The sequence below is a fragment of the Streptomyces lothianensis genome, assembly GCF_047779955.1.
Taxonomy (GTDB): Bacteria; Actinomycetota; Actinomycetes; order Streptomycetales; family Streptomycetaceae; genus Streptomyces.
In genome coordinates this window covers 175697-196559 of the sequence record NZ_JBLMKT010000023.1, presented here as the reverse complement: position 1 = coordinate 196559, position 20863 = coordinate 175697, and the positions used below count along the sequence as shown (strand labels likewise).

Below are 20863 nucleotides of genomic sequence, written 5' to 3'. Positions count from 1 at the left end.
ACGGCCGGCGGCGCCGCGCACGGGCGCGTACGGGCACGCGCGGGCGGGTACGTCGGCCTCGCCGAGCGCGGCCCGCTCCGAGGGGAGCGGGCCGCGGCTCAGCTCTGGTTGAAGAAGCCGTCCGCCGGACGCGCGGCCGTCTCACCGCTGACGATCTGGGTGTTGGCCGGGGTGAGCAGGAAGACCCGGCCCGCCACGCGCTCGATGGAACCGCGCAGTCCGAAGGTCAGACCGGCCGCGAAGTCCACCACGCGCTTGGCGTCCGAAGGTTCCATCGCGGTCAGGTTCACGATGACGGGCACCCCGTCGCGGAACAGTTCACCGATGCCGCGGGCATCGCGGAAGCTGTCCGGCGTGACGGTGCCGATCCGCCGTCCCTGCTCCTCGGCGGCCTGCGAGGCGACGCGCACCCGCGGGTCGGTGACCCAGGTGTTGTCCGTACGGGACTCCACGGCCGAGTCGACCGCGTCGCCACCGTCGTCTTCGTATCCGCCGTAGTAGCGCTCGTCATCGTTGTCGTCGACGAGGCCAAGCCAGGCGCTTGCCTTACGTACCGATCCCATGGACGCCTCCTCTCGCAGCGGTTCTGAACCCCGCACGCCCCCTATGGTCGTCCATGATGCTCAGTGGGCTCCGCGTTGACCCAGCTGTTTTTCGCTGTGCCAGGGGTTTGTGACGGTACTGGTGCAGAACGTACCCCCCAATCCGCAAGGGTCCCGGCGGGCACGGCTGCTGACAGTGAGTGAAATAGTATTTGTTGTGGCGTACGGGTGATACCGGCGTGTCGTGGAGATCTCGTGGCCGGTGCGATGCCGCGGCCCGTTCCATCGAGACCTCACGGGGGAGTGCCGGCGTGTTCGGAATCGTGCGGCCCTGCGGTCATCGTCTGGGCGAGGGCCTCAAGTCCCAGTGGATGGCGCATCTTTGCGGGCTGTGTCTCGCGCTGCGCAAGGACCACGGCCAGCTCTCGCGGATCGTCACCAACTACGACGGCCTGCTCATCTCGGTCCTGACGGAGGCTCAGGCGGGGAGGAGCGCCGACTGGAGGCGCACCGCGGGACCTTGCCCTTCCTCAAGGCGGCGGGCTGCCCGCGCCGGAACCGCCCAGGGGCCGACGCGGATTCTGGGCCGGATGCGCGGTGTTCATCGGGCTCTGCCGCACCTGCCGGCTCTGCTGTGCCAAGGAGTACGAGGGCCCGTGGTCGCGCAAGAAGCGCGGGGGCTGCTGCCGCGACTGTGACTGCGACTGCGGCGGCTGCGACTGCTGAGGACCGGGCGCCGGATGTGAACCCCGGGCCGGGATGGGGGCCTGGGCCGGGGCGGGCTGCTGGGCCGGACGGCCGAAAAGGCGTTCTTGTGGCGTCGGCCCGCGGACCGAATACTCCCGAACAGCGTTTGTCAGGGGCACACCGAATCGGGAGTGCGGACGCCCCTGACTGCGCCTCACGGGCCCGGCAACCCCACGTAAACGGGCCCCCGATCCCCCTCGGGAGGAACGACCAGTGAGGATCAGGCGCACCAACCCCCACCGCGGTATGGCGAGACGTATCCGGCTGATCGCCGTCGGCACCGGCCTGGTGGTCGCGGCGGCGCTCGCCGCACCCACCGCCAACGCCGACGAGCCCAGCACGTACAGTGCCGCCCAGCTCGCCCGGGCGAGCGATGCGGTGCTCGAGGCGGACGTCGCCGGCACCGCATGGAATATCGACCCCAAGTCGAACCGTCTTGTCGTGACGGTCGACGAGACCGTCTCGCCCGCGGAGATCAACGAGATCAGGCGCACCGCCGGCGCCCAGGCCGGCGCCCTGAAGATCGAGCGGACGCCCGGCAGGTTCACCAAGCTGATCTCCGGCGGCGATGCCGTCTACGCCTCCGGGTGGCGCTGTTCGCTCGGCTTCAACGTCCGCAGCGGCTCCACCTACTACTTCCTGACCGCCGGGCACTGCACCGACGGCGCGGGCAACTGGTACGCCAACGCGGGCCGCTCCCAGCTGATCGGCCCGACCGCAGGCTCCAGCTTCCCCGGCAACGACTACGGCATCGTGCGGTACTCGAACTCCTCGATCTCGCACCCGGGCACCGTCGGCCGCCAGGACATCACCGGCGCCGCCGATGCCAGGGTCGGCATGTCCGTCACCCGCCGCGGCTCCACCACCGGCACCCACAGCGGTACGGTCACGGGCCTCAACGCCACCGTGAACTACGGTGGCGGTGACATCGTCCGCGGCATGATCCGCACCAATGTCTGTGCCGAGCCCGGGGACTCCGGCGGTCCGCTCTACTCCGGCAGCCTCGCCATCGGCCTGACCTCCGGCGGCTCCGGAAACTGCAGGTGGGGCGGTACGACCTTCTTCCAGCCGGTCACCGAGGCCCTGAGGAACTACGGGGTCAACGTCTACTAGGCCACGGGGCACACCCCTCCGGCCGCAGCGGCCCCCGTCCGTACGCAGGGCGGGGGCTCACCCATGCCGCCGCGCGTGCAGCAGACATGCCGACCCGCGTGCAGCGCACATGCCGCGCCGCGTGCAGCGCACCGTCGAAGGCCCGCCGCCGACCGTCGAAGACCCGCCGCCGAGGGGCGATTTCAAGACAGGACTAGTCCTCACGGACTGCTGACGAGGTGTTCGCACCCGGTGTTTGCAGCGAAGGGCGACTTCGGGTTACTGGGGGATACCAACCCCTGTGGGCTGTGGGCCTGTTGTCGTGCACGCGTCCTGAAGTCGACCTTGTGTGCTACCAGTCGGTATCGGAATAGTGGGCGCCACAACACGGGCAGGAGCACGGCTTTTTCTCATGGAGTCGGGCCCGACCCGTACGCCTTCCGGTCCCGATGACCCCCACGCACCGGGACCGACCCCCCACAGGAGGTCGTGAACTTGAAGCACCGACGCATACCCAGGCGCCGGGCCGCGGTCGCAGGAGCGGGCATCGCCGCGCTCGTCGCCGCGGGTTTGACGTTCCAGACTGCGAACGCGAGCCAGGAATCCCCCACACCTGAGCCCAGGACCCTCTCGGCAGCCGCGGCCGGAAAGCTCGCCTCCGTACTCGGCGAGGACCTCGGCACGGATGCCGCAGGCGCGTACTACGACGCCGAGAGCCGGACCCTCGTCGTCAACGTGGTCGACGAGGCCGCGGCCGCGCTGGTCGAGGAGGCCGGCGGCAAGGCCAGAGTCGTGGAGAACTCGCCGGCCGAACTGAACGGCGCCCGCAGCACCCTGGCCGACCGGGCCACCATCCCCGGCACCTCATGGGCCACCGACCCGACCACCAACAAGGTGGTCGTCACCGCCGACCGCACGGTCTCACAAGCCGAGTGGAACCAGCTCACGGACGTCGTCGAGAGCCTGGACGGCAAGGCCGAACTGCAGCGAACCAAGGGCGAGTTCAAGAAGTTCATCGCCGGCGGCGAGGCGATTCTGAGCGGCGGCGGACGCTGCTCGCTCGGCTTCAACGTCGTCAAGGACGGCGCCCCGCACTTCATCACCGCGGGCCACTGCGGCCAGGCGGGCTCCACCTGGCAGGACGCCCGGGGCGCCGAGCTCGGCGAGATGGTCGAATCCTCCTTCCCGGACAACGACTTCGCCCTGGTGCGCTACAACGAGGGCGTCGAGCACCCGAGCGAGGTCGACCTCTACGACGGCAGCAGCCGGCCGATCACCGGCGCCACCGAGGCCACGGTCGGCATGCAGGTGCAGCGCAGCGGCTCCACCACGCAGCTGCACGGCGGCGAGGTCGTGGCCCTGGACGCCACCGTCAACTACGGCAACGGTGACATCGTGCACGGCCTGATCCAGACCACCGTCTGCGCCGAGCCCGGCGACAGCGGCGGCTCGCTCTTCGCGGGCGACCAGGCGGTCGGCCTCACCTCCGGCGGCAGCGGCAACTGCAGCTCGGGCGGCCAGACCTTCTTCCAGCCGGTGACCGAGGCGCTCCAGGTCTTCGGCGCAGAGATCGGCTGAGCCGGAGCCGCGGCAGCTGGAGCCGCGGCAGCGAATCGGCCCTCCCCGGTCCGTACCGGGGAGGGCCGACGCGCGCTTCAGGGGGTTCCCGCGCGAGGGCCCATACGAGCGAGCGTGTCCTCGGAGTTCATACGCGCGTGTCCTCGGCGCCACCGGAGCCCGCCCCCGCGGCACCCGCGAGGTTCTGCTTGTCCTGCCGTACGAAGGACATGACCAGCGTCACCGCCGTCGCCCCCACCGCCCAGCCCGCGAGCGTCAGGAACGGCCCGGCGGCGCCGTTGCCCTTGAAGTACGCGATGGAACGCGCCGCGAACGTGCCCGCGCCCGGCGGCAAGACTGGCCCGAGATGCCGCCAGAAGCCCGGAAGCAGCGGATACGGGTAGGCGCCGCCGGCACTCGGATTGCCGAGCACCACCACGAGCAGGATCGCGAGCCCGATCCCGACGACCCCGGCAAGACCCTGGAACGCGAGCGTGATCGCACCCACGGCGAAGACCAGCAGGGCGCCGAGCCCCCACAGCGCCATGACGCTGCCCGGCAGCGCGTCCAGGATCGGCCCGGTGATCACCGCACCGAGCAGCCCGGCGACCACCGAGTACACGGCCATCACGGCGAGCCGGATCACCGCACGCGCCGGATTGGCGGGCTTGGCGCCCGCGCTGATGGCGAGGGCCGAGGCGCACAGATAGCCGCCCACGCACCAGCCCACCACGAGGTAGAAGGCGGACAGACCGCGCGCGTCACCCGCTGCCTCCGGCACCACGTCCACCGTGGTGAAGGTCCGGTTCTGCTCGCCCTCCACCTTGGCCATGACGGCTTCGAGCGCCTGCGAGAGCGAGGCCCCCGCACCGCCGGCGACGAGCAGCTTGTCCCGGGTCCCCTGCGGATCGATGATCAGGGCGCCGTCCACACCACGGTCCTTGATCCGCGCCACCGCCTCCGCCTCGGACGCGCTGGCGCTCGGCTTGAGCGGTTTGCCCGGCAGCTCCTTCAGCCGCTGCACCGCCTGGTCGGTGGCCTCGGCGAGCTGTTTCTCGGCCGCCTCGGCCCGCGCCGGATCGGCCGGCTGCCGCTCGGGGGTGCCCATGGCCACGGCGATCGGGATCTCATGCGGTTTCGGCTGGTGGAACGCGCCGATGTACGAGGCGATGAAGGCCAGCTGCACCGCGAGCACGCCCAGCACGAGCAGCGCGGTCCGCAGACTCACGGCGTCCCTCACCTCGGACAGGAAACCGGTCGCCGGATCGCCGTCAAGTCCTCCACGTGGGCTCATGATGCCTACGCTCGGCCCCCGGGGCGCGGGGCGCAGGGTGGCGGGGCCGATCGGGTGAGCGGCGCGGGCGCGGCGGGAGGGGGGCGGACGCACCGGGGCGGGGGCGGGTGTCCTCAGGCGGCGTCGGGCGGTGCCGCGGCCGGACGTACGATGCCCGGCCCGAACTTGTCCCGGGCCCGGTCCACCACTTCCTCGATCCGCCGTGCCTTTTCGTCAAGGGGGTCGAGAAGCAGCTGGTGGCAGGCGCGCTCCGCCTCGATCAGCTCATCGGCCCGCAGGGCCAGGGAGCGGACCCGGGCGCGCTGCAGCGCCAGCCCGCCGTGAAGCGCGTAGGCGAGGTCCGTCAGCGGGGGAGTGTGGGCCGTGGCCTCGCGCAGTGTGCGGGTGCGGGTGGTGGTCGAGCGGTCGGCATAGCGGACCGTGAGGGTGAGGGCGCGGGCCGCCTGGGAGGTGGCGCGCAGCCGCAGCCCGAGCCGGTCGGCGAGGGCGAGCAGCGCGGCGCGCTGCCGGTCCCGGTCCAGCTCGTCCCCGGGGAAGCGGTGTTCGACCCGCAGCGAACGGGGCGGGCCCTCGGGGACGACCGGCGTCGGATCGAGGCCGCGGGCCGCGTCGTGCAGCCGACGGCCCGCCGCGGCGCCGAGGATCCGCTGCAGGGTGCCGAGCGGTGCGGCGGCGATCCTTCCGACGCTGTCGAGTCCGTACGAGGACAGGGTCCGGGCGGTCGCGGGCCCGACCCCGTGCAGGGCGGCGGCGGGCTTCTCGGCGAGGAAGGCCGCGACCGCGTCCACATCGTCCGGCAGGGTGCGTACGGCCGAGGGCGGGCCGTCGGCCGCGACCATCCGGGCCAGCATCGGGTTCGAGGCGATACCGGCCGTCGAACGCAGGCCGTGCAGACCGCCCGTACGGGCCCGGATGCGTTCGGCCAGACCGGGGGCGTCCGTACCGAAGTAGCGCAGGCTGCCGGTGAGGTCGGCGAGCGCGGCGTCCGGGGGCAGCGCCTGTACCTGCGGGGTGAACTCGGCGAGCAGGTCAAGGAGCCGGCGGTAGATCCCCTCGTCCGCGAGTTCGTGGAAGTGGATGTAGAGGATCTCGCTCATCCCGCGCTCCCCGGGCTCTGATGCCACAGCTTGCGGCTGTGCTTGACCGGTTCACCGGGCGGCTGCAGATCCGCCCAGGGGTGCAGCTCGTAGCCGGTCTCCAGCTGGATACGGCGCCCGTTTTCCTTTTGCGGCGCAGCGCTCCGGTGCGCGGTGAGCCGTTCGGTCACCGCCGAGAGCCCGCCCGTACGCCGCAGTTCGGCCAGCTCGGCCAGGTCCCAGGCGGCCGAACCGGTGACGGAGACCGCCTTGCCGCCGCCACCGCCGCGGTGCTGCACCACACCGCGTACGAGCAGCAGCCAGGAGTGGAAGACGGTGTGCGCGCCGGCGTCATGGCTGTCCTCGAAGAACGCGCAGTCCACAAGCCCCGTCGTGTCGTCGAGCGTGGTGAAGATGACGCGCTTGCCGGAGCGGACCGGCGGGGTCTGGACCGCGCCCTTCGCGCCCGCGACCAGGACCACCTGTCCGTGCGGCAGTTCCTTCAGGCGCCGGGCGGTGGCCACGCCCAGTTCGTCGAGCAGCTCCCGGTGGTCGCCGAGGAGGTGCCGCGAGGTGTCCATGCCGAGGATGCCGAGTTCCGCGCCGAGCCGCTCGGCGTCGTCGAGGTCGGGCAGATGCGCGGGGGCCGCCTCGGCCGGGGTGTCGTCGGTCTCGCCCAGCGTCAACTGGCCCTGGGGGGTGCCCTTCTGCCCCTTCTGCAGTTCGGCGATGTGCAGCATCAGGTCCCGGCGGTTGCGCCCGAACGCGTCCAGCGCGCCGACCTGCGCGAGCCGTTCGGCGACCGGCCGTGAGGGGCGGGCCCGGGAGAGGAAGTCCTGCAGGGAGGTGAACGGGCGGCCCGCGACGATCCGCCGCGCCTCGGCCTCGCTCATCCCGCGGACATCGCTCAGCGCGAGCCGTACGCCGTGAACGGGGCGGGAACTCCCCGGACCGGTGGGGCCGGGCGCGGGCACGGACGCCGGATCAGACGCCGGATCAGACGCTGGATCAGACGTCGGATCAGACATTGAGTCAGACACCAGTTCGATTAGATAGGCGGAGTCCGAGGCATTCACATCAAGAGGCAGGATCGGCACCCCGCGCCGACGCGCGTCCGCGAGCAGCAGCCGCTTCGGGTACATCCCGGGGTCGTGGGTGAGCAGCCCCGCGTAGAAGGCCGCGGGATGGTGGGCCTTCAGCCAGGCGGACTGGTACGAGGGCACGGCGAACGCGACGGCATGCGCCTTGCAGAAGCCGTAAGCGCCGAAGGCCTCGATGATCTCCCAGGTGCGCCGGATCACCTCCGGCGTGTAACCGCGCCCGCCGGCCTCCTCCTCGAACCAGGCCCGCACCCGCCCGGTCAGCTCGGGATTCGACAGGGCGCGCCGGGTGTAGTCGCCGAAGGCGAGGGAGCAGCCCGTCATCACACGCAGGATCCTGATGATCTGCTCGTGGAAGACGACCACGCCGTACGTGTCCTCAAGCGCCTCCCTGAGGTCGTCGTGCGGATAGTCGGGCGCCTGTCTGCCGTGCCGGGCCTTGATGAACGGGTCGACCATGTCGGCCGCGACCGGACCCGGCCGGAACAGGGAGATGTCCACGACCAGGTCGTGGAAGGTCTCGGGCTGCAGCCGTGCGATGAGATCGCGCTGGCCGGGCGATTCGGTCTGGAAGCAGCCCAGTGTCTGCGAGGACTTGATGAGCTGATACGTCCTGGGGTCGCCCGGCGGTACCTGCTCCGGGTCCTCCATGTCGATACGGCGGCCTGTCGCCCGTTCGATCTCGCCGACGGCGTGCGCGATCGCGGACTGCATCCGCACCCCGAGCACATCGAGCTTGAGCAGCCCGAGATCCTCCACGTCCTCCTTGTCGAACTGGGACATCGGGAAGCTCTCGGTGCTGGTCGGCACGACCGGCGTGCGCCCGAGGAGCGTGGTGTCGGAGAGAAGTACCCCGCACGGGTGCATGGCGATCCCGCGCGGCAGCCCGTCGAGGGCCTCGACGAGATCCCACATCCGCGGCCCGTACGCCTGCGGGTCGATGCCGCGCAGCTCCGGCAGCTCCTGCAGGGCGGAGCGGGCATCGCGCGCCCTGATGTGCGGGAAGGACTTGGCGAGCCGGTCCACCTCGTCGGGGTCCAGACCGAGGGCCAGACCCGTATCGCGTACGGCATGACGGACCCGGTACGTCTCCGGCATCGACACGGTGGCCACCCGCCCGGGGCCGAAGCGGTCGAGGATCGCGCGGTAGACCTCCAGGCGGCGGGCGGACTCCACGTCGATGTCGATATCGGGCAGCTCGGCGCGCCGGTCGGACAGGAAGCGCTCCATGAGCAGACCGTGTTCGACCGGATCGGCGGTGGCGATGCCCAGGAGGTGGTTGACCAGGGAGCCCGCGCCGGAGCCGCGTGCGGCGACCCGTATCCCCAGCTCCCTGGTGTCCTCGACGACCTGGGCGACGGTGAGGAAGTACGAGGCGTAGCCGAGCCGTTCGATCAGGCGCAGCTCGTCCTCCAGGCGGTCCCAGTACGCGCGCCGGCCGGGCCCGCGGTCGTAGTGGCGCAGCACCATCGCGGCGGCGCACTTCGAGGCCAGGACCCGTTCGGGGGTGCGGTGCCGCGCCCCGACGAGATCCGGCTCGGGGAAGTGGACCCGGCCGATGCCCAGATCGTCCTCGGGGTCGACGCGGCAGGCGGCGGCCGTCTCCTCGGTGACCTGGAGCAGCCGCAGCGCGGCGTTCCTGCGGAATCCGGCGGCCTCGGCGATCTGCTCGGCCAGCAGTGCCATGTCCTTGGCCGGCTTGAGCCAGCGCTCGCCGGAGTCGAGCGGGCCGCGCCGGTCGATCGGGACGAGCCTGCGTGCCGCGTCCAGGACATCGGCGACCGGGCCCCGGCCCGGGTCGGCATAGCGCACGGCATTGGTCAGAACCGGCAGGATCCCCTGCTCGGCGGCGAAGCCGAGGGCGCGGGCGGCCAGCCGCAGCGAACCGGGCCCGGTGCCGCTCAGTCCGTGGTGGACGGCCTCGATCCGGAGCGCCGCGTCCCCGAACCGGTCCCGCCAGGGGCCGAGCAGCCGGGCCGCGCGGTCGGGGCGGCCGGCGGCCAGGGCGCGGCCGACATCGGAGTCCGGGCCGAGCAGCACGGTGAGGTGTCCGGCCTCCGCGGCCTCCCAGGGCAGCAGCGGGCGCCGGCCGTCCGCGTGGGCGGCGGTCACGAGCCGGCACAGTTCGGCCCAGGCGCGGGCGCCGTCCCGGGCGAGGAAGACCACCCGCTGGGCCGATTCGTCGACGAAGGCACCGCCGCGTACGGGGGTGCGGAGCCGCTCGGTGCGCCCGGCGGCCTCGGCGGGCGCGGTCACGGCGAGGTCCACCCCGAACAGGGGCCGCACCCCGGCCTTCCCCGCGGCCTTCGCGAACCGTACGGAGCCACCGAGGCTGTCCCGGTCGGTCAGCGCGATCGCGTCCATGCCGCGCTCGGCGGCCCGTTCGGCGAGCTGCCCGGGGTGGGAGGCGCCGTAGCGCAGCGAGAATCCGGAGACGGTGTGCAGATGCGTAAAGCCGTGCATCCGTACCACCTCGCCACTGCTGCCCCCTGTCTCTGTGTACCCACGCCTGTCTCAGTGGCCTGGTCAGACCACTGTATCGAACATCTTTGCGATTCGCTCTCGGGTGGTACGGAGCGGCGGGGTGACGGGCCGCGCTGACGGGTCGGGGTGGGCGGGGCGCTGCACAGGGGCGGGCGGGGCCGGGGGCGCGTGCGGCTCACCGCAGGATCCGCCGCAGCGCGTAGCCGAACACCACCCGGCCCGCGCGGGCCGTCGGCTCGTCGAGGAAGCGGGGCAGCCGCGCGAGGCGCAGGTCCTCGCACCAGACGACATAGGACCCCGTGCCGCGTACCGCCGGGTGGACCTCGATCTCGGCCCAGCCCGTCAGGGCCGTGCCCGTCTTGCTGAGGCGGCAGCGGGCCGCGGGGGACGGGGGCTGCCAGAGGGTGATCTCCATCGGGTCGTCGAAACCGAGCGGGCCCAGACCGGTACGGGCCACGAAGCGGGTGCCCGCACGGTTCGGGCCGTCCGTGAGGACGGTCGTACGGGTGAACGGGATCAGAGCCGCGTGCCGCTCCCAGTCCGTCACCCGCCGCCAGGCCTCGGGGACGGGAAGCGGGGTGCGGTGGGCGATACGGAATTCGGACACACCGGGATCGTAGGACGCGGCCCGAGCACACCGACGCCACCGCTCCCTGAGGTGGGGGGAGGAGCGGTGGCGCCGGGGCCGGCATCCGGGGCCTTGTCCCGAAGCCCCCGGAGTCTGGGTGCCGGAGTGGGGGGTGGTCGGTGGCGGCCCGCCGTGCGGACCGCGGGTCGGCGGCGTCGTGCGGGCGGCCTCGGGTCAGCGGCTGTGGCGGCCCGTCGAGACGCGGCGGCGGACCGTCGCGAACACCAGCGCCGCGCCCAGGGCGAGCACCGCCGCGCCGCCCGTAGCGAGGTACGGGGTGGTCGAGTCGCCGCCCGTCTCGGCGAGGTTCTCCTCCGCGGCCACCGGCTGTATGGCCGAACCGGCTGCGTCCGGGGCGTTCCCCGCGGCCTCGGGTGCGGTCTCCGGCGCGTCCTCACCGGCGCCCGTGCCCGTGCCCGTGTCCGCGGCCGCGTCGCCATGCCCGCCGTGCCCGCCGTGCTCGACGCCCGACTCCTCCAGCCCGTCGGCGATCTGCTCCTCGCTCGGCGCGGAGGCCTCAGTCGCACCGGAGGAGGGCGAGGAGGGCGAGGACGAGGACGAACCGCCGCCCGCGGAGCCGCCGTTGTCCGCGCCGAACACCACGTCGGAGCAGGTGTAGAAGGCCTCGGGGGAGTCCGAGCGCTGCCAGATCGAGTAGATCAGATGGCGGCCCGAGCGCTCGGGGACGTCACCGGAGAAGACGTAGGCGCCGTTCTCGAGCTTCGGGTCGGTGGCCGTCGCGAAGGGCTGCGACTCCAGGTCCGACCACTTCAGCGGCTTCGATGGGTCGTAGCCCTCCTTGGTGATGTACAGCTCGAACGAGCCCTTGTGCGGAGCCGTGGCCTTGTAGCGGAAGGTATGACCGCCGGCGGAGAGCTTCGTGGACGGCCAGTCGCCGCGGGGCAGGTCGAGCCCCTTGTACTTGTCCCTGCCCGCGCTGCACAGCTTGCCGTCGGGGATGATCTCCTTCGACCGGCCCGCGGCGTCGGCGATGTTGACCTCGTTCCAGTCGTAGAAGGCCTGCGTGCCGGACGCGGCGACGGCGGCCTTGCACGCGGCCGAGACCGGCGACTCCGGGCCCTCGGCGCGGCAGGCGGCGACGCGGCTCACCGGGTCCGTCATCGAACCGTGCGCGGCGGCCGGGGATATCGCCAGCGAGGTCAGCGCCAGCGGGGCGGACATGATGGCCGCGGCGTAGGCGGTCTTGCGGAGAGCGGACATGTGCGGAACTCCTCGGTGCGGCTTCGCGGGTGTGGGGGACGCGAGGCGCGTATGTCCCGCGGGTGCGCCCCCCGATACGTGCCGCACCCGCGGGCCGGGCCCGCCTCCTGCCTCGTGCGCCGCCGGGGCGAACCCCCTTCGGCGGAGACGAAGTTAGCCCCTGGGGTCCACGATCTCGCCTGCTGAGGGCGCCCTCCGGCGATCCTTATGGTCGCTTTAAGGAATCGATCAGCGGCGGTTAAGTGCGCGCCTCGGATGTCCGTTTCGCCGGTGCGGCGGCGGAAACGCGAAACGGGGTGCGGGGGCCGTTAGGGCCCTCGCACCCCGTATGGGTGCCGTGGTCTGTTGCTGTGAGCCGGGGGTTCGCGCAGAGGCTCAGGCCTGTGGCCACCAGGTTTTGAGGATGTCCTTGCGCACTTCCGGACGCGGGCCCACCTTGCGCTGTGTTTCCTCGGCGCGCTGCCGCTCGCGGCGGAGAGAGGGTCTGGGGATCGGCTTGCGGATCGTCTGGCGGCGCATGGTGTGCCTCCTCGCGTCGAGTCGCCCGGGTGCTGTGAGTCGTGCGTTCACTCGGATGGACCCGGGCGAGGAGCTTTACTCATCTCCGCCCGGTTTGTCTGTGATGCGGGTTACGCAGTTCGTGGTACGGGTCAGCTCCTTGACGGGGTTCTTCCCTTCCTCGTAGCCGGTTGACCCGTCCGTATCACCATGTGGGACGCGCGGGCGGCCCGCCACCCGATCCGGCGGGCCCGCCCCTCAGTTCGACGGTCCGGGGAGGCGCCCCTCGGTCCGAGGGGGTGTCCCTCAGCCCAGCAGCGTCGCGATCCCCTTGGTCCGGGCCACGAGTTCCAGTTCGTCGAGCGCGTGGACCGCCTCCGCGGCCGCCTCCGGGTCACGGCCGGTCAGGCCGCTCGCCGCGAACTCGTCCTCGTCCAGCCGGAGCACCGTCGAGCCGTCGGCGGAGACCCACAGGTCCAGATCGAGGTCCTCGACGGTCAGTTCACCTCCGTCGAGGACGGCCGGGCGGGTGACATCGCAGTACCAGCCCTTGAGCGAGCCGTCCGCCGTGCGCACTTCCTTGACGGCGTACCACCGGTCGCGCCAGAAGTGCTCGGTGAAGACATCGCCCGGTTCGAAGCGCACGAAGCCGAAGTCCCGTACGCCCTCGCCCGCCCAGGGGGCGCGGACCGTCACCCGTGTGCCGTCGTCCCCGAGGAGCCGGGCCGGATAGCGGATCTTCGTGCGGCCCGCCTTGCGGAGGTGGATCTGGATGCTGTCAGTCGAAGTCGCGGGCATGGCGCACCTCCGTCGCGCAGATCTGGTAGCCGAACCACTTGTTGACCGCCAGCATCGGCTCGTTGCCGGCGTCGTTGCCTGTGAACGCCTCGGTGTAGCCGGCCGCGCGGGCCAGGTGCAGCGAGTGGTTCTTGGCGAGTTTGGCCAGGCCGCGGCCGCGGTGGGCCCGCGCCGTGCCCGTCATCCCCGAGCTGTAGCGCGTACGCCCGTCCGTACGGGCCGCGGTGAAGGCCACGGGTACGCCGTCGGCCACGGCGACCACGCTCAGCGCGTGGTCGAGCAGCGGATCGCGCCAGGTCGTGGCCAGCCACTCCTCGTAGTCGTCGAGCGCGATGTCGATGTCACCCGGCTCGTCCGCCGTGCACTCCGCGTCCAGGGCGAACAGCGGCCGCGGGTCGTCCGCCCAGGCCGTCACCGGTACGAGGCTGACGCCCGGCGGCGGCTCGGCCTCGGGCGGCAGTGTTCCGTCGGTCAGGTCCAGGCGCAGGAAGTGGGCCGAGCGGCTCGGGCGGTAGCCGCGGCGCTCGGCGAAGGAACGGTTCGCCGGCGCGTCGAGCACCCACGCGTGGACGGTGTCGGCCCCGGCCGCCGCGACATGCTCCTCGGCCGTACGCAGCAGCGGGCCGCCCACGCCGTGCCCGCGGTGGTCCGGGTGCACGTAGACGTTCGCGTAGGCCTGCCCCGGGGTGCTGCTGTCATGTGCGATGCCGGCCTCGCCGCGGGCCACGAGCTCACCGTCCTTCTCCGCGACGAACAGCCGGTGGTGGCTCGCGGGCGCCGCATGGGTGCTCTGCCACACCATGGCCTCGGGGGTGGTCACCAGGAACGGGAGCGCGGCCCGCAGGACTTCGGCGGCGGCCGGGGCGTCCTCGGGTCTCAGTGCGCGGATGATGACGGTCATGGGCACGGACGTTACGTGCCGGGCGAACCGGCGCGCCTCCCTATTTCCCTGCCCCGGCCTGCCCCGGCATTTCCCTGCCCCGGCCTGCCCCGGCCTCCCCGACTGTCCTGCGACAATCGGCGCGTGACTCTGAAGCTCCGTATCGACCAGGAAGCCGCCGAGGCGCCGTACGAGCAGGTGCGCGCCCAGATTTCCGAGAAGGCGCGTTCGGGTGCGCTGCCGGTGGGCTACAAACTGCCGACCGTGCGCGGTCTCGCCGAGACGCTCTCGCTCGCCGCGAACACGGTCGCCAAGGCCTACAAGGCACTTGAGGCCGACGGCGTGATCGAGACCCGCGGCCGCAACGGCACCTTCGTCGCGGCGGCGGGCGGCGCCGCCGAGCAGAAGGCCGCCGAGGCGGCCGCCGTCTATGCCGACCGGGCCAGGCGGCTCGGCCTCGACCGCGCCGCGGCGCTTGCGGCGGCCGAGGACGCGGTGCGCGCGGCCTACTCCTGAGCCGCCTCGCACCGCGGTATGCCCCGGGCTTCAACTCCCGGCTGACAAATAGTCATTTTCCCTGCTGATCATCCGCATCGGCGACTTGCTCCCGACGTGCCGGATGTGGCGCTTCGCCCTGCCCCGCACCCGACGATCCGTCAAGACCCTGTGAAGCACCGGGGTTCGCGCGTTTGTGAACCTCTCCCTGCGGAAACTTCATGGCATGTACACGCCCCGCCATGAGCGGGGCTGCTCCCCCACAAGCGGCAGCGATCCTGCCAACGGAGGTTCCATGAGACCCGCGCGTATCACGGCCTACGTCACTTCCTTGTTCCTCGCTCTCGGACTCGCCCTCACCGGCGCGAGTGCCGCGGTCGGTGCCGAAGCGGCGGCCGAACGCTATGTGGCCCTCGGCGACTCCTACTCATCGGGCGTCGGGGCCGGCAGCTACGACAGCTCGAGCGGGAACTGCAAGCGCAGCACCCGCGCCTATCCGCGACTGTGGGCGAACGCCAACGCCCCGGCCTCCTTCAACTTCGACGCGTGCTCGGGCGCCACCACCTCCACCGTCGTCAACTCCCAGCTCGGCCACCTGAACTCGACCACCTCCCTCGTCTCGATCTCGGTCGGCGGCAACGACGCGGGCTTCGCCGACGTCATGACGACCTGCGTGCTGCAGTCGGAGAGCAACTGCGTCAACCGGGTCAACCAGGCCAAGGCATACGTGGACTCGACCCTGCCGGGCCGGCTCGACAACGCCTACTCGGCCATCCGCTCCCGTGCCTCCACGGCCCATGTCGTGGTGCTCGGCTATCCCCGCTTCTACAAGCTGAACGGCTCCTGCTGGTTCGGGCTCACCGAAGGGGAGCGGGCCGCCATCAACGGCGCCGCCGACCATCTGAACGCCGCCATCGCCAAGCGGGCCGCCGACCACGGCTTCACCTTCGCCTCCGTGGTGCCCGCGTTCACCGGTCATGAGATCTGCTCCGGCGACGCATGGCTGCACAGCGTCAAGTGGACCAACATGGGCGAGTCCTACCACCCGACGGCCTCCGGCCAGTCGGGCGGCTACCTCCCGGCGTTCAGCGCCGCCGCGTAAGGCCGCCCGACTGCACCACACCGTTCGGTGCGAAGGTGCCCCCGCCACCCGTGGTCGGGGGCACGTCCTCACAGGTCACCTCGAACGCCACCGCATCGGACTCGGCCTCCTGCGGGGCGCGGACCTCCACCTTGAGATGGCCCTCGTAGGTGCCCTCGTCCGGGTATCCGGTCTCCTTGTGGTTCACGTACTTGGTCTTGTTGCCGCCTTCGGCGAACTCGAGCGTCTTCCAGCCGGGATCGCTCGTCTCGCCGGGGGTGAGGACCCAGCGGTACTCGACCGTGGTGGGCAGCTCGCCGACGGTGAACGTGGCGAGGAACCCCTGCTGCTTGTCGGCGGCCGGCGGGCAGGGGCCCGCGTAGTCGCTCGTCGTACGGGCGAGCTTCACCTCGACGGCGTACGCGGGGGGCGGGGTCGTCGTCGTACCGCCGTCGTGTCCGGTGCCGCCGGAGTCGCCGCCGCCCGCGTCATCCTCCGAGCCGCTGTCGGTGCTGGTTTCCTTGCCGGTGTCCTTGCCGGGGTCCGAGCCGGTGTCGGTACTGGAGTCCGTGCTCGCTCCGCCGCTGACGCCTCGGGTGGTGCCGGGGGAGTCCGAGCTTCCCGGATCGTCGTTGGACTTGTCCCGGTCCATCAGGGCGTACGCGAGCCCGCCGAGCGCGAGTGCCACGACGGCGATCCCGGCGAGGAGGAGGACCAGCGGCCGCCGTGGACGGCCGCCGTCGGCAGGCTCCGTGGTGCCGGTGGACGCCGAGGCGGAGGAGGCGGAGGAGGCGGCGGGGACGGCGGGGGCGGACGGGGTGTCCGGCTCGCGTCGCGGCGGCGGAGAGCTCGCCGCGACCGTCGGCATGTAGGGGATCTGCGAGGAGGTCCGCGTGGGTGTGCCGCCCGCGGCGACGAGCCGCAGATCGTGCTCCGCCCGGGAGGACGGGAGCCGTTCGGCCGGATCCTTGCGCAGCAGTCCCTCGATGACCGGGGCCAGTGCGCCCGCCCGCCGCGGCGGCGGCAGCTCCTCGTCCACGACGGCACGCAGCGTGGACAGCGGGGTGTCCTGGCGGAACGGCGAATGCCCCTCGACGGCCGCGTAGAGCAGCACACCGAGCGACCACAGATCGGACTCGGGCCCCGGTGTGCGGCCCAGCGCCCGCTCGGGCGCCAGGAACTCGGGCGAGCCGACCACCTCGCCGGTCATGGTGAGCGCGGAGCTGCCCTCGACCATGGCGATACCGAAGTCGGTGAGCACCACCCGGCCGTCGTTGGCCAGCAGCACATTGCCCGGCTTCACATCCCGGTGCAGCACCCCCGCCTCGTGCGCGGCGCCCAGCGCGCCCAGGACCTCGGCGCCGACATGGGCGGCGCGCCGTGGGGTCATCGGGCCCTCGGCGTCGAGCACGTCGGCGAGCGAGAGCCCGCGCACCAGCTCCATCACGATCCAGGGGCGGCCGTCCTGCATCGCCACGTCATAGACGGTGACCACGCCCCGGTGCGAGATCCGGGCCGCGGCCCAGGCCTCGCGCTCCAGGCGCGCGTACATCCGCTCCACCTCGGCCGCGGGCAGCCCGGCGGGCGCCCGCACTTCCTTGACGGCGACCTCGCGGTGCAGCACTTCGTCGCGCGCCCGCCACACCGTGCCCATCCCGCCCTCGCCGAGCGGGCCGAGCAGCCGGTAGCGGCCGGCGATCAGAGGCTGTTCCTCCGCGGAACCACCTGTTGCGCCCGGCATCTCACTCATGGGCGATCCCCCCATCCGCAGCCGAGCCGACCCCAGCCGGATTATCTCAACCAAGCACGGTTACGGCTCCCTTCGAACCTGCGCTCGTTCTCGGGGCCGCACCCTTCACGATGGCTGAAAGACGCCCGGAGGGAGGCGGTGGTTCCGCCCGGAATCAACCCGTTCAATGATCTGTATGCCCATACGTACGCACCGGAAGCGTGCCCGGCTCAACCCGCGGGACCGGTGACCGGGCGTTCCTCGGGCCCGGCCTGTTCACAAACCGCGGGACGGGGCATGCGGAGTGGAGGGCGCCGGACGCGGGGCGCCGGACGCGGGGCGCCGGACGCAGGACGCCGGACGCGGGAGGAGGGGGCGGATGGAAACCGATGAACAGCGGCCGTCGGCCGGGGCACGCCGGCCCGCGCTGCGGCCCTTCCCGGTCGTCGCCGCGGCCGCGGTGCTCGCGCTGATCGCGACCGTGCTGCTCGGCAGCCGGCTCGGCACGGTCGAGGAACGGCTCGACCAGGAGCGGGCGAGGGCCCGGGCGATCAAACAGGTGCTCGCCGCGCCGGACTCCCGTACGACCGGTGAGCGATTTCCGGGCGGCGGCAGCATCTCCGTGGTCCTCTCGCCGCAGCTGCAGCGAGCCGTCGTGACGGTCACCGGACTCGGCGAACCGCCGGGTGGCAAAGATCACCAACTGTGGCTCGGGGGAAGGGGGGAGCTCCGCTCGCCGGGCCTGCTCGAAGGCGATGAACCGCTGGTCGCCGGGCATCTCGACGCCTGCGTCACCAGCCTCTTCGTCACCGTCGAACCCGGCGGTGGATCGCCCGCGCCGACCGGTGGTCTGCTCTTCCAACTCGCCCTGGAGCCAGGCATATTCGGAAACAGGCCGGCAAGCCCCTTACCGTGCAGGTGAATCATGTGCCCGGGATACACGAGTGTGTTCAGGGGGCGATAGGGTTAACCTGCCCGGGCCGGGAGCCCTCGTTTGGGTGGGGAGTGACATGGAACAGATAGCAATGCACAGCAGGGCGCGCGTCCCTGCGATCACGTGCGGGAGCAGCGCGACCAGCTCGCGCCTCGACCGTCATCTCGCGGTCCTGGGCGGCCCCGCCGTGCCGCAGCGGGAAGCGGCCGAGGCGACCTCGCTGATGCGTGAGCTGACCTCGCGCGAGGTGCCGCGCGAGCCTACGGGCAGGGGTGTCCGGGTGCGTCGTGTCTCGCTGTTCGCGCCGCTGCGCAGGCTGAGCCGCTCGCTCTTCGGGGGGCACTGAGCAGCAGCCCCGTCCACTGGCTTCGCCCCCTGGATCCGTCCGGTGTACGGCGCACGGGGGCACCGGTTCCCGGTCCCGTACCCGTACACAGGTCCCTGCGCAGGCCCGCGCTCAGGCGATCACACCATCCCGGCGCATCGCTGCGATCTCGGCGTCCGACTTCCCCACGGCACGCAGCAGCGCCTCCGTGTGCTCCCCGAGCGCGGGCACATCCGTGAGCACGGGCTCGTTCCCCGGCAGCGTGATCGGCGGCAGCAGCGTGCGCAGCGTCCCCACCGGCGAACCCGTCTCGCGCCACCGATCCCGCGCCGCGAGCTGCGGATGCTCCGCGATCTCCGAGACATCACGGAGCCGCGCACAAGCGATGCCCGCCGCGTCGAGGCGCTTCACCGCCTCCTCGGCACCCAGCTTCCCGAGCGCCTCACCCACCAGAGCATCCGTCTGTTGGCGTCGCGCCACCCGCGCGGCATTCGTGGCATACGCCGGGTCGGTGCCCAACTCGGGCCTCTCCAGCAGGTGTTCGGCCAGGCGTCGCCACTCCCGGTCGTTCTGCACGGACAGCAGCACACTCCTGCCGTCCGCCGTCGGATAGGCGTCGTACGGGGCGATGACGGCGTGCGCGAGACCCGTGCGCGCCGGGGGAGTGCCCCCGTGCATCGTGTGATGCAGCGGATGCCCCATCCACTCGACGAGCGCCTCCAGCATCGAGATCTCCACCGGACCGCCCCGCCCGGTGTTCGCCCGCCGCAGGAGCGCGGCGAGCACCCCGGAGAAGGCGTACATCGCGGCCGCGATATCGGCCGCGGGTATCCCCGCCTTGACCGGCTGCTGCTCGGTCCCGGTCACCGACACCAGACCCGCCTCGCACTGCACGAGCATGTCGTACGCGCGCTTGTCCGCATACGGGCCGCCGGCGCCGTAGCCCGAGATGTCCACCGCGACCAGCCGCGGATCGGCCGCGCACAGCGTGGCCGCGTCCAGACCGAGGCGGGCTGCGGCGCCCTGCGCCAGGTTCTGTACGAACACATCGGCCCCCGCGACGAGCCTGCGCACCGCGTCCAGGCCGCGCGGATCCTTGAGGTCGACGGCCAGGGACTCCTTGCCGCGGTTCGCCCAGACGAAATGCGAGGCCATGCCCCGGGCCTTCGTGTCGTAGCCGCGCGCGAAGTCGCCGCCGTCCGGGCGCTCGACCTTGATGACGCGGGCGCCCAGATCGGCGAGCTGGCGGGTGGCGAAGGGGGCGGAGACGGCCTGCTCGACGGCGACGACCGTGATGCCGTCGAGGGGGAGAGGTGCGGAGATCATGAGGGTGATCCTCGACCCAGGAGCGTGCGTTTGTCACCTGGTGGCAGGCCCGGGGCCTGATCCGCCGGACCGGCCCCGGGGCGCTCCTCGGTGCTCCGGAGCCCGGAGGCAGACACCCTCTAGGGTTGGCCCGTGCCCGCGTCCGAGCTTGCCGCCACCACGCTGTTGCCCGTCACCCCCGTACTCGGAGCCGTGCTCGCCGTGCTCCTCGTCGTGGCCGTCGCCGTCGCCGCGTATGCGCGGCTGTCCCCGGACGGCGGGCGGGGCAGGGGCCGCGAGATCGCGGTCGCCGGGGTGCGGGCCGCGGTCCAGCTGGCGGCCGTCTCCCTGGTGATCGGTTGGGTGGCCGAGTCCGTGCCGCTGCTCCTGTTGTTCCTGCTCCTGATGTACGCGGTGGCCGTGCGCACCGCCGGGCGCCGGATCACCCGCAACGCCACCTGGTGGTGGGCGGCCGCCCCGATCGCGGCCGGTGTCCTTCCCGTCGTCCTGGCCCTGCTGCTCACCGGGCTCGTACCGCTCAAGGGCATCACGCTGATCCCGGTCACGGGCATCCTCATCGGCGGCGCGCTCACCGCCACCGTGCTGGGCGGCCGGCGGGCGCTCGACGAACTCCACACCCGGCGCGGCGAGGTGGAGGCCGGGATGGCGCTGGGCCTGCCCGCCTCCGAGGCCCGCCTCGAAGTCGCCCGCCCCGCCGCCTCGGACGCCCTGCTTCCCGGCCTCGACCAGACCCGCACCGTCGGCCTGGTCACGCTGCCCGGCGCCTTCGTGGGGATGCTGCTCGGGGGCGCCTCGCCGGTGCAGGCGGGGGCCGTGCAGCTGTTCGTCCTCGTGGCGCTGCTCGCCGTACAGGCAGTGGCGGTCGCGGTGGTCCTCGAACTCGTGTCCCGTGGACGGATCCACCGGGACGAGCCCGCGGTGAAGTGAGGGGCGGTCCCGGCGGCGTGAGCGGCGACGGCCGGACGGCAGCCCCGCCGCGGTGAGCGTTCAGATCGGGGTGGACCGGCTGTCCCGCCGTGGCAGGCGTTCAGATCGGGGCGGACCGGCCGTTCCGCC

The 20863-nt window shown here is 72.2% G+C and carries 18 protein-coding genes and 1 pseudogene; 8 read left to right on the top strand and 11 right to left on the bottom strand.

Annotated features, from left to right (window positions below; genetic code table 11):
* Positions 1-98 precede the first annotated feature (98 nt).
* On the bottom strand, positions 99-563 hold the full coding sequence (locus ACLF6P_RS06870; protein ID WP_415948884.1) for a cell division protein SepF: 465 nt from the start codon (positions 561-563) through the stop codon (positions 99-101).
* Between the two features lie 290 nt (positions 564-853).
* Between ACLF6P_RS06870 and ACLF6P_RS06865 the strand changes: the two are divergent.
* The 3 genes and pseudogenes from ACLF6P_RS06865 to ACLF6P_RS06855 all read left to right on the top strand — a co-directional run.
* Positions 854-1111, top strand: a pseudogene (locus ACLF6P_RS06865) (DUF5685 family protein); the annotation flags it as partial.
* A 391-nt stretch (positions 1112-1502) separates the two neighbouring features.
* Positions 1503-2402, top strand: a complete 900-nt coding sequence (locus ACLF6P_RS06860; protein ID WP_415948882.1) for a S1 family peptidase — start codon at positions 1503-1505, stop codon at positions 2400-2402.
* Between the two features lie 474 nt (positions 2403-2876).
* Positions 2877-3959, top strand: coding sequence for a S1 family peptidase (locus ACLF6P_RS06855; RefSeq protein WP_415948933.1), 1083 nt, complete (start codon positions 2877-2879; stop codon positions 3957-3959).
* Positions 3960-4086: 127 nt separating this feature from the next.
* Here the strand turns inward: ACLF6P_RS06855 and ACLF6P_RS06850 are convergent, their stop codons facing one another.
* From ACLF6P_RS06850 to ACLF6P_RS06815, 8 genes are all read right to left on the bottom strand, one after another.
* A complete protein-coding gene (locus tag ACLF6P_RS06850) occupies positions 4087-5232 on the bottom strand; it encodes an ABC-2 transporter permease (RefSeq protein WP_415948881.1) in 1146 nt (381 codons plus the stop codon).
* A gap of 113 nt (positions 5233-5345) precedes the next feature.
* Complete coding sequence (locus ACLF6P_RS06845; protein WP_415948879.1) at positions 5346-6329, bottom strand: DNA polymerase Y family protein; 984 nt, start codon at positions 6327-6329, stop codon at positions 5346-5348.
* Complete coding sequence (locus tag ACLF6P_RS06840; protein ID WP_415948877.1) at positions 6326-9871, bottom strand: DNA polymerase III subunit alpha; 3546 nt, start codon at positions 9869-9871, stop codon at positions 6326-6328. Before ACLF6P_RS06840 ends, ACLF6P_RS06845 begins: the two co-directional genes overlap by 4 nt.
* A gap of 196 nt (positions 9872-10067) precedes the next feature.
* Entirely contained in the window at positions 10068-10499 is a 432-nt protein-coding gene (locus tag ACLF6P_RS06835) for an SRPBCC family protein (protein WP_415948876.1), read from the bottom strand.
* Positions 10500-10694: 195 nt separating this feature from the next.
* Positions 10695-11741 (bottom strand): lytic polysaccharide monooxygenase auxiliary activity family 9 protein, encoded by a 1047-nt coding sequence (locus ACLF6P_RS06830; RefSeq protein WP_415948875.1) that lies wholly within the window; start codon positions 11739-11741, stop codon positions 10695-10697.
* A gap of 375 nt (positions 11742-12116) precedes the next feature.
* Entirely contained in the window at positions 12117-12260 is a 144-nt protein-coding gene (locus ACLF6P_RS06825) for a hypothetical protein (RefSeq protein WP_415948873.1), read from the bottom strand.
* A 285-nt stretch (positions 12261-12545) separates the two neighbouring features.
* On the bottom strand, positions 12546-13037 hold the full coding sequence (locus ACLF6P_RS06820) for a ribonuclease FAU-1 family protein (protein ID WP_415948872.1): 492 nt from the start codon (positions 13035-13037) through the stop codon (positions 12546-12548).
* Positions 13018-13938, bottom strand: coding sequence for a GNAT family N-acetyltransferase (locus ACLF6P_RS06815; protein ID WP_415948871.1), 921 nt, complete (start codon positions 13936-13938; stop codon positions 13018-13020). Before ACLF6P_RS06815 ends, ACLF6P_RS06820 begins: the two co-directional genes overlap by 20 nt.
* A 123-nt stretch (positions 13939-14061) precedes the next feature.
* On the opposite strand from ACLF6P_RS06815, the gene ACLF6P_RS06810 reads away from it, so the two are divergent.
* Complete coding sequence (locus ACLF6P_RS06810) at positions 14062-14433, top strand: GntR family transcriptional regulator (protein ID WP_415948870.1); 372 nt, start codon at positions 14062-14064, stop codon at positions 14431-14433.
* 274 nt (positions 14434-14707) lie between these two features.
* Positions 14708-15514, top strand: coding sequence for an SGNH/GDSL hydrolase family protein (locus tag ACLF6P_RS06805; RefSeq protein WP_415948869.1), 807 nt, complete (start codon positions 14708-14710; stop codon positions 15512-15514).
* On the opposite strand, the gene ACLF6P_RS06800 is transcribed toward ACLF6P_RS06805, so the two are convergent.
* A complete protein-coding gene (locus ACLF6P_RS06800; RefSeq protein ID WP_415948867.1) occupies positions 15498-17243 on the bottom strand; it encodes a serine/threonine-protein kinase in 1746 nt (581 codons plus the stop codon). The two genes, ACLF6P_RS06805 and ACLF6P_RS06800, sit on opposite strands and share 17 nt — an antisense overlap.
* Positions 17244-17601: 358 nt before the next feature.
* Between ACLF6P_RS06800 and ACLF6P_RS06795 the strand changes: the two genes are divergently transcribed.
* Both ACLF6P_RS06795 and ACLF6P_RS06790 read left to right on the top strand, forming a co-directional pair.
* Positions 17602-18144 carry an anti-sigma factor gene (locus ACLF6P_RS06795; RefSeq protein WP_415948866.1) on the top strand — a complete coding sequence of 181 codons (543 nt, stop codon included), beginning with the start codon at positions 17602-17604 and terminating at the stop codon, positions 18142-18144.
* Positions 18145-18232: 88 nt separating this feature from the next.
* Positions 18233-18502 carry a hypothetical protein gene (locus tag ACLF6P_RS06790; protein ID WP_415948864.1) on the top strand — a complete coding sequence of 90 codons (270 nt, stop codon included), beginning with the start codon at positions 18233-18235 and terminating at the stop codon, positions 18500-18502.
* Positions 18503-18613: 111 nt separating this feature from the next.
* Here the strand turns inward: ACLF6P_RS06790 and ACLF6P_RS06785 are convergent, their stop codons facing one another.
* Positions 18614-19807 (bottom strand): CaiB/BaiF CoA transferase family protein, encoded by a 1194-nt coding sequence (locus ACLF6P_RS06785; RefSeq protein ID WP_415948863.1) that lies wholly within the window; start codon positions 19805-19807, stop codon positions 18614-18616.
* Positions 19808-19939: 132 nt separating this feature from the next.
* On the opposite strand from ACLF6P_RS06785, the gene ACLF6P_RS06780 reads away from it, so the two are divergent.
* The gene (locus ACLF6P_RS06780) at positions 19940-20734 is read left to right on the top strand and encodes an ABC transporter permease (protein WP_415948862.1); all 795 of its coding nucleotides are present in this window, start codon (positions 19940-19942) and stop codon (positions 20732-20734) included.
* Positions 20735-20863: the final 129 nt, after the last annotated feature.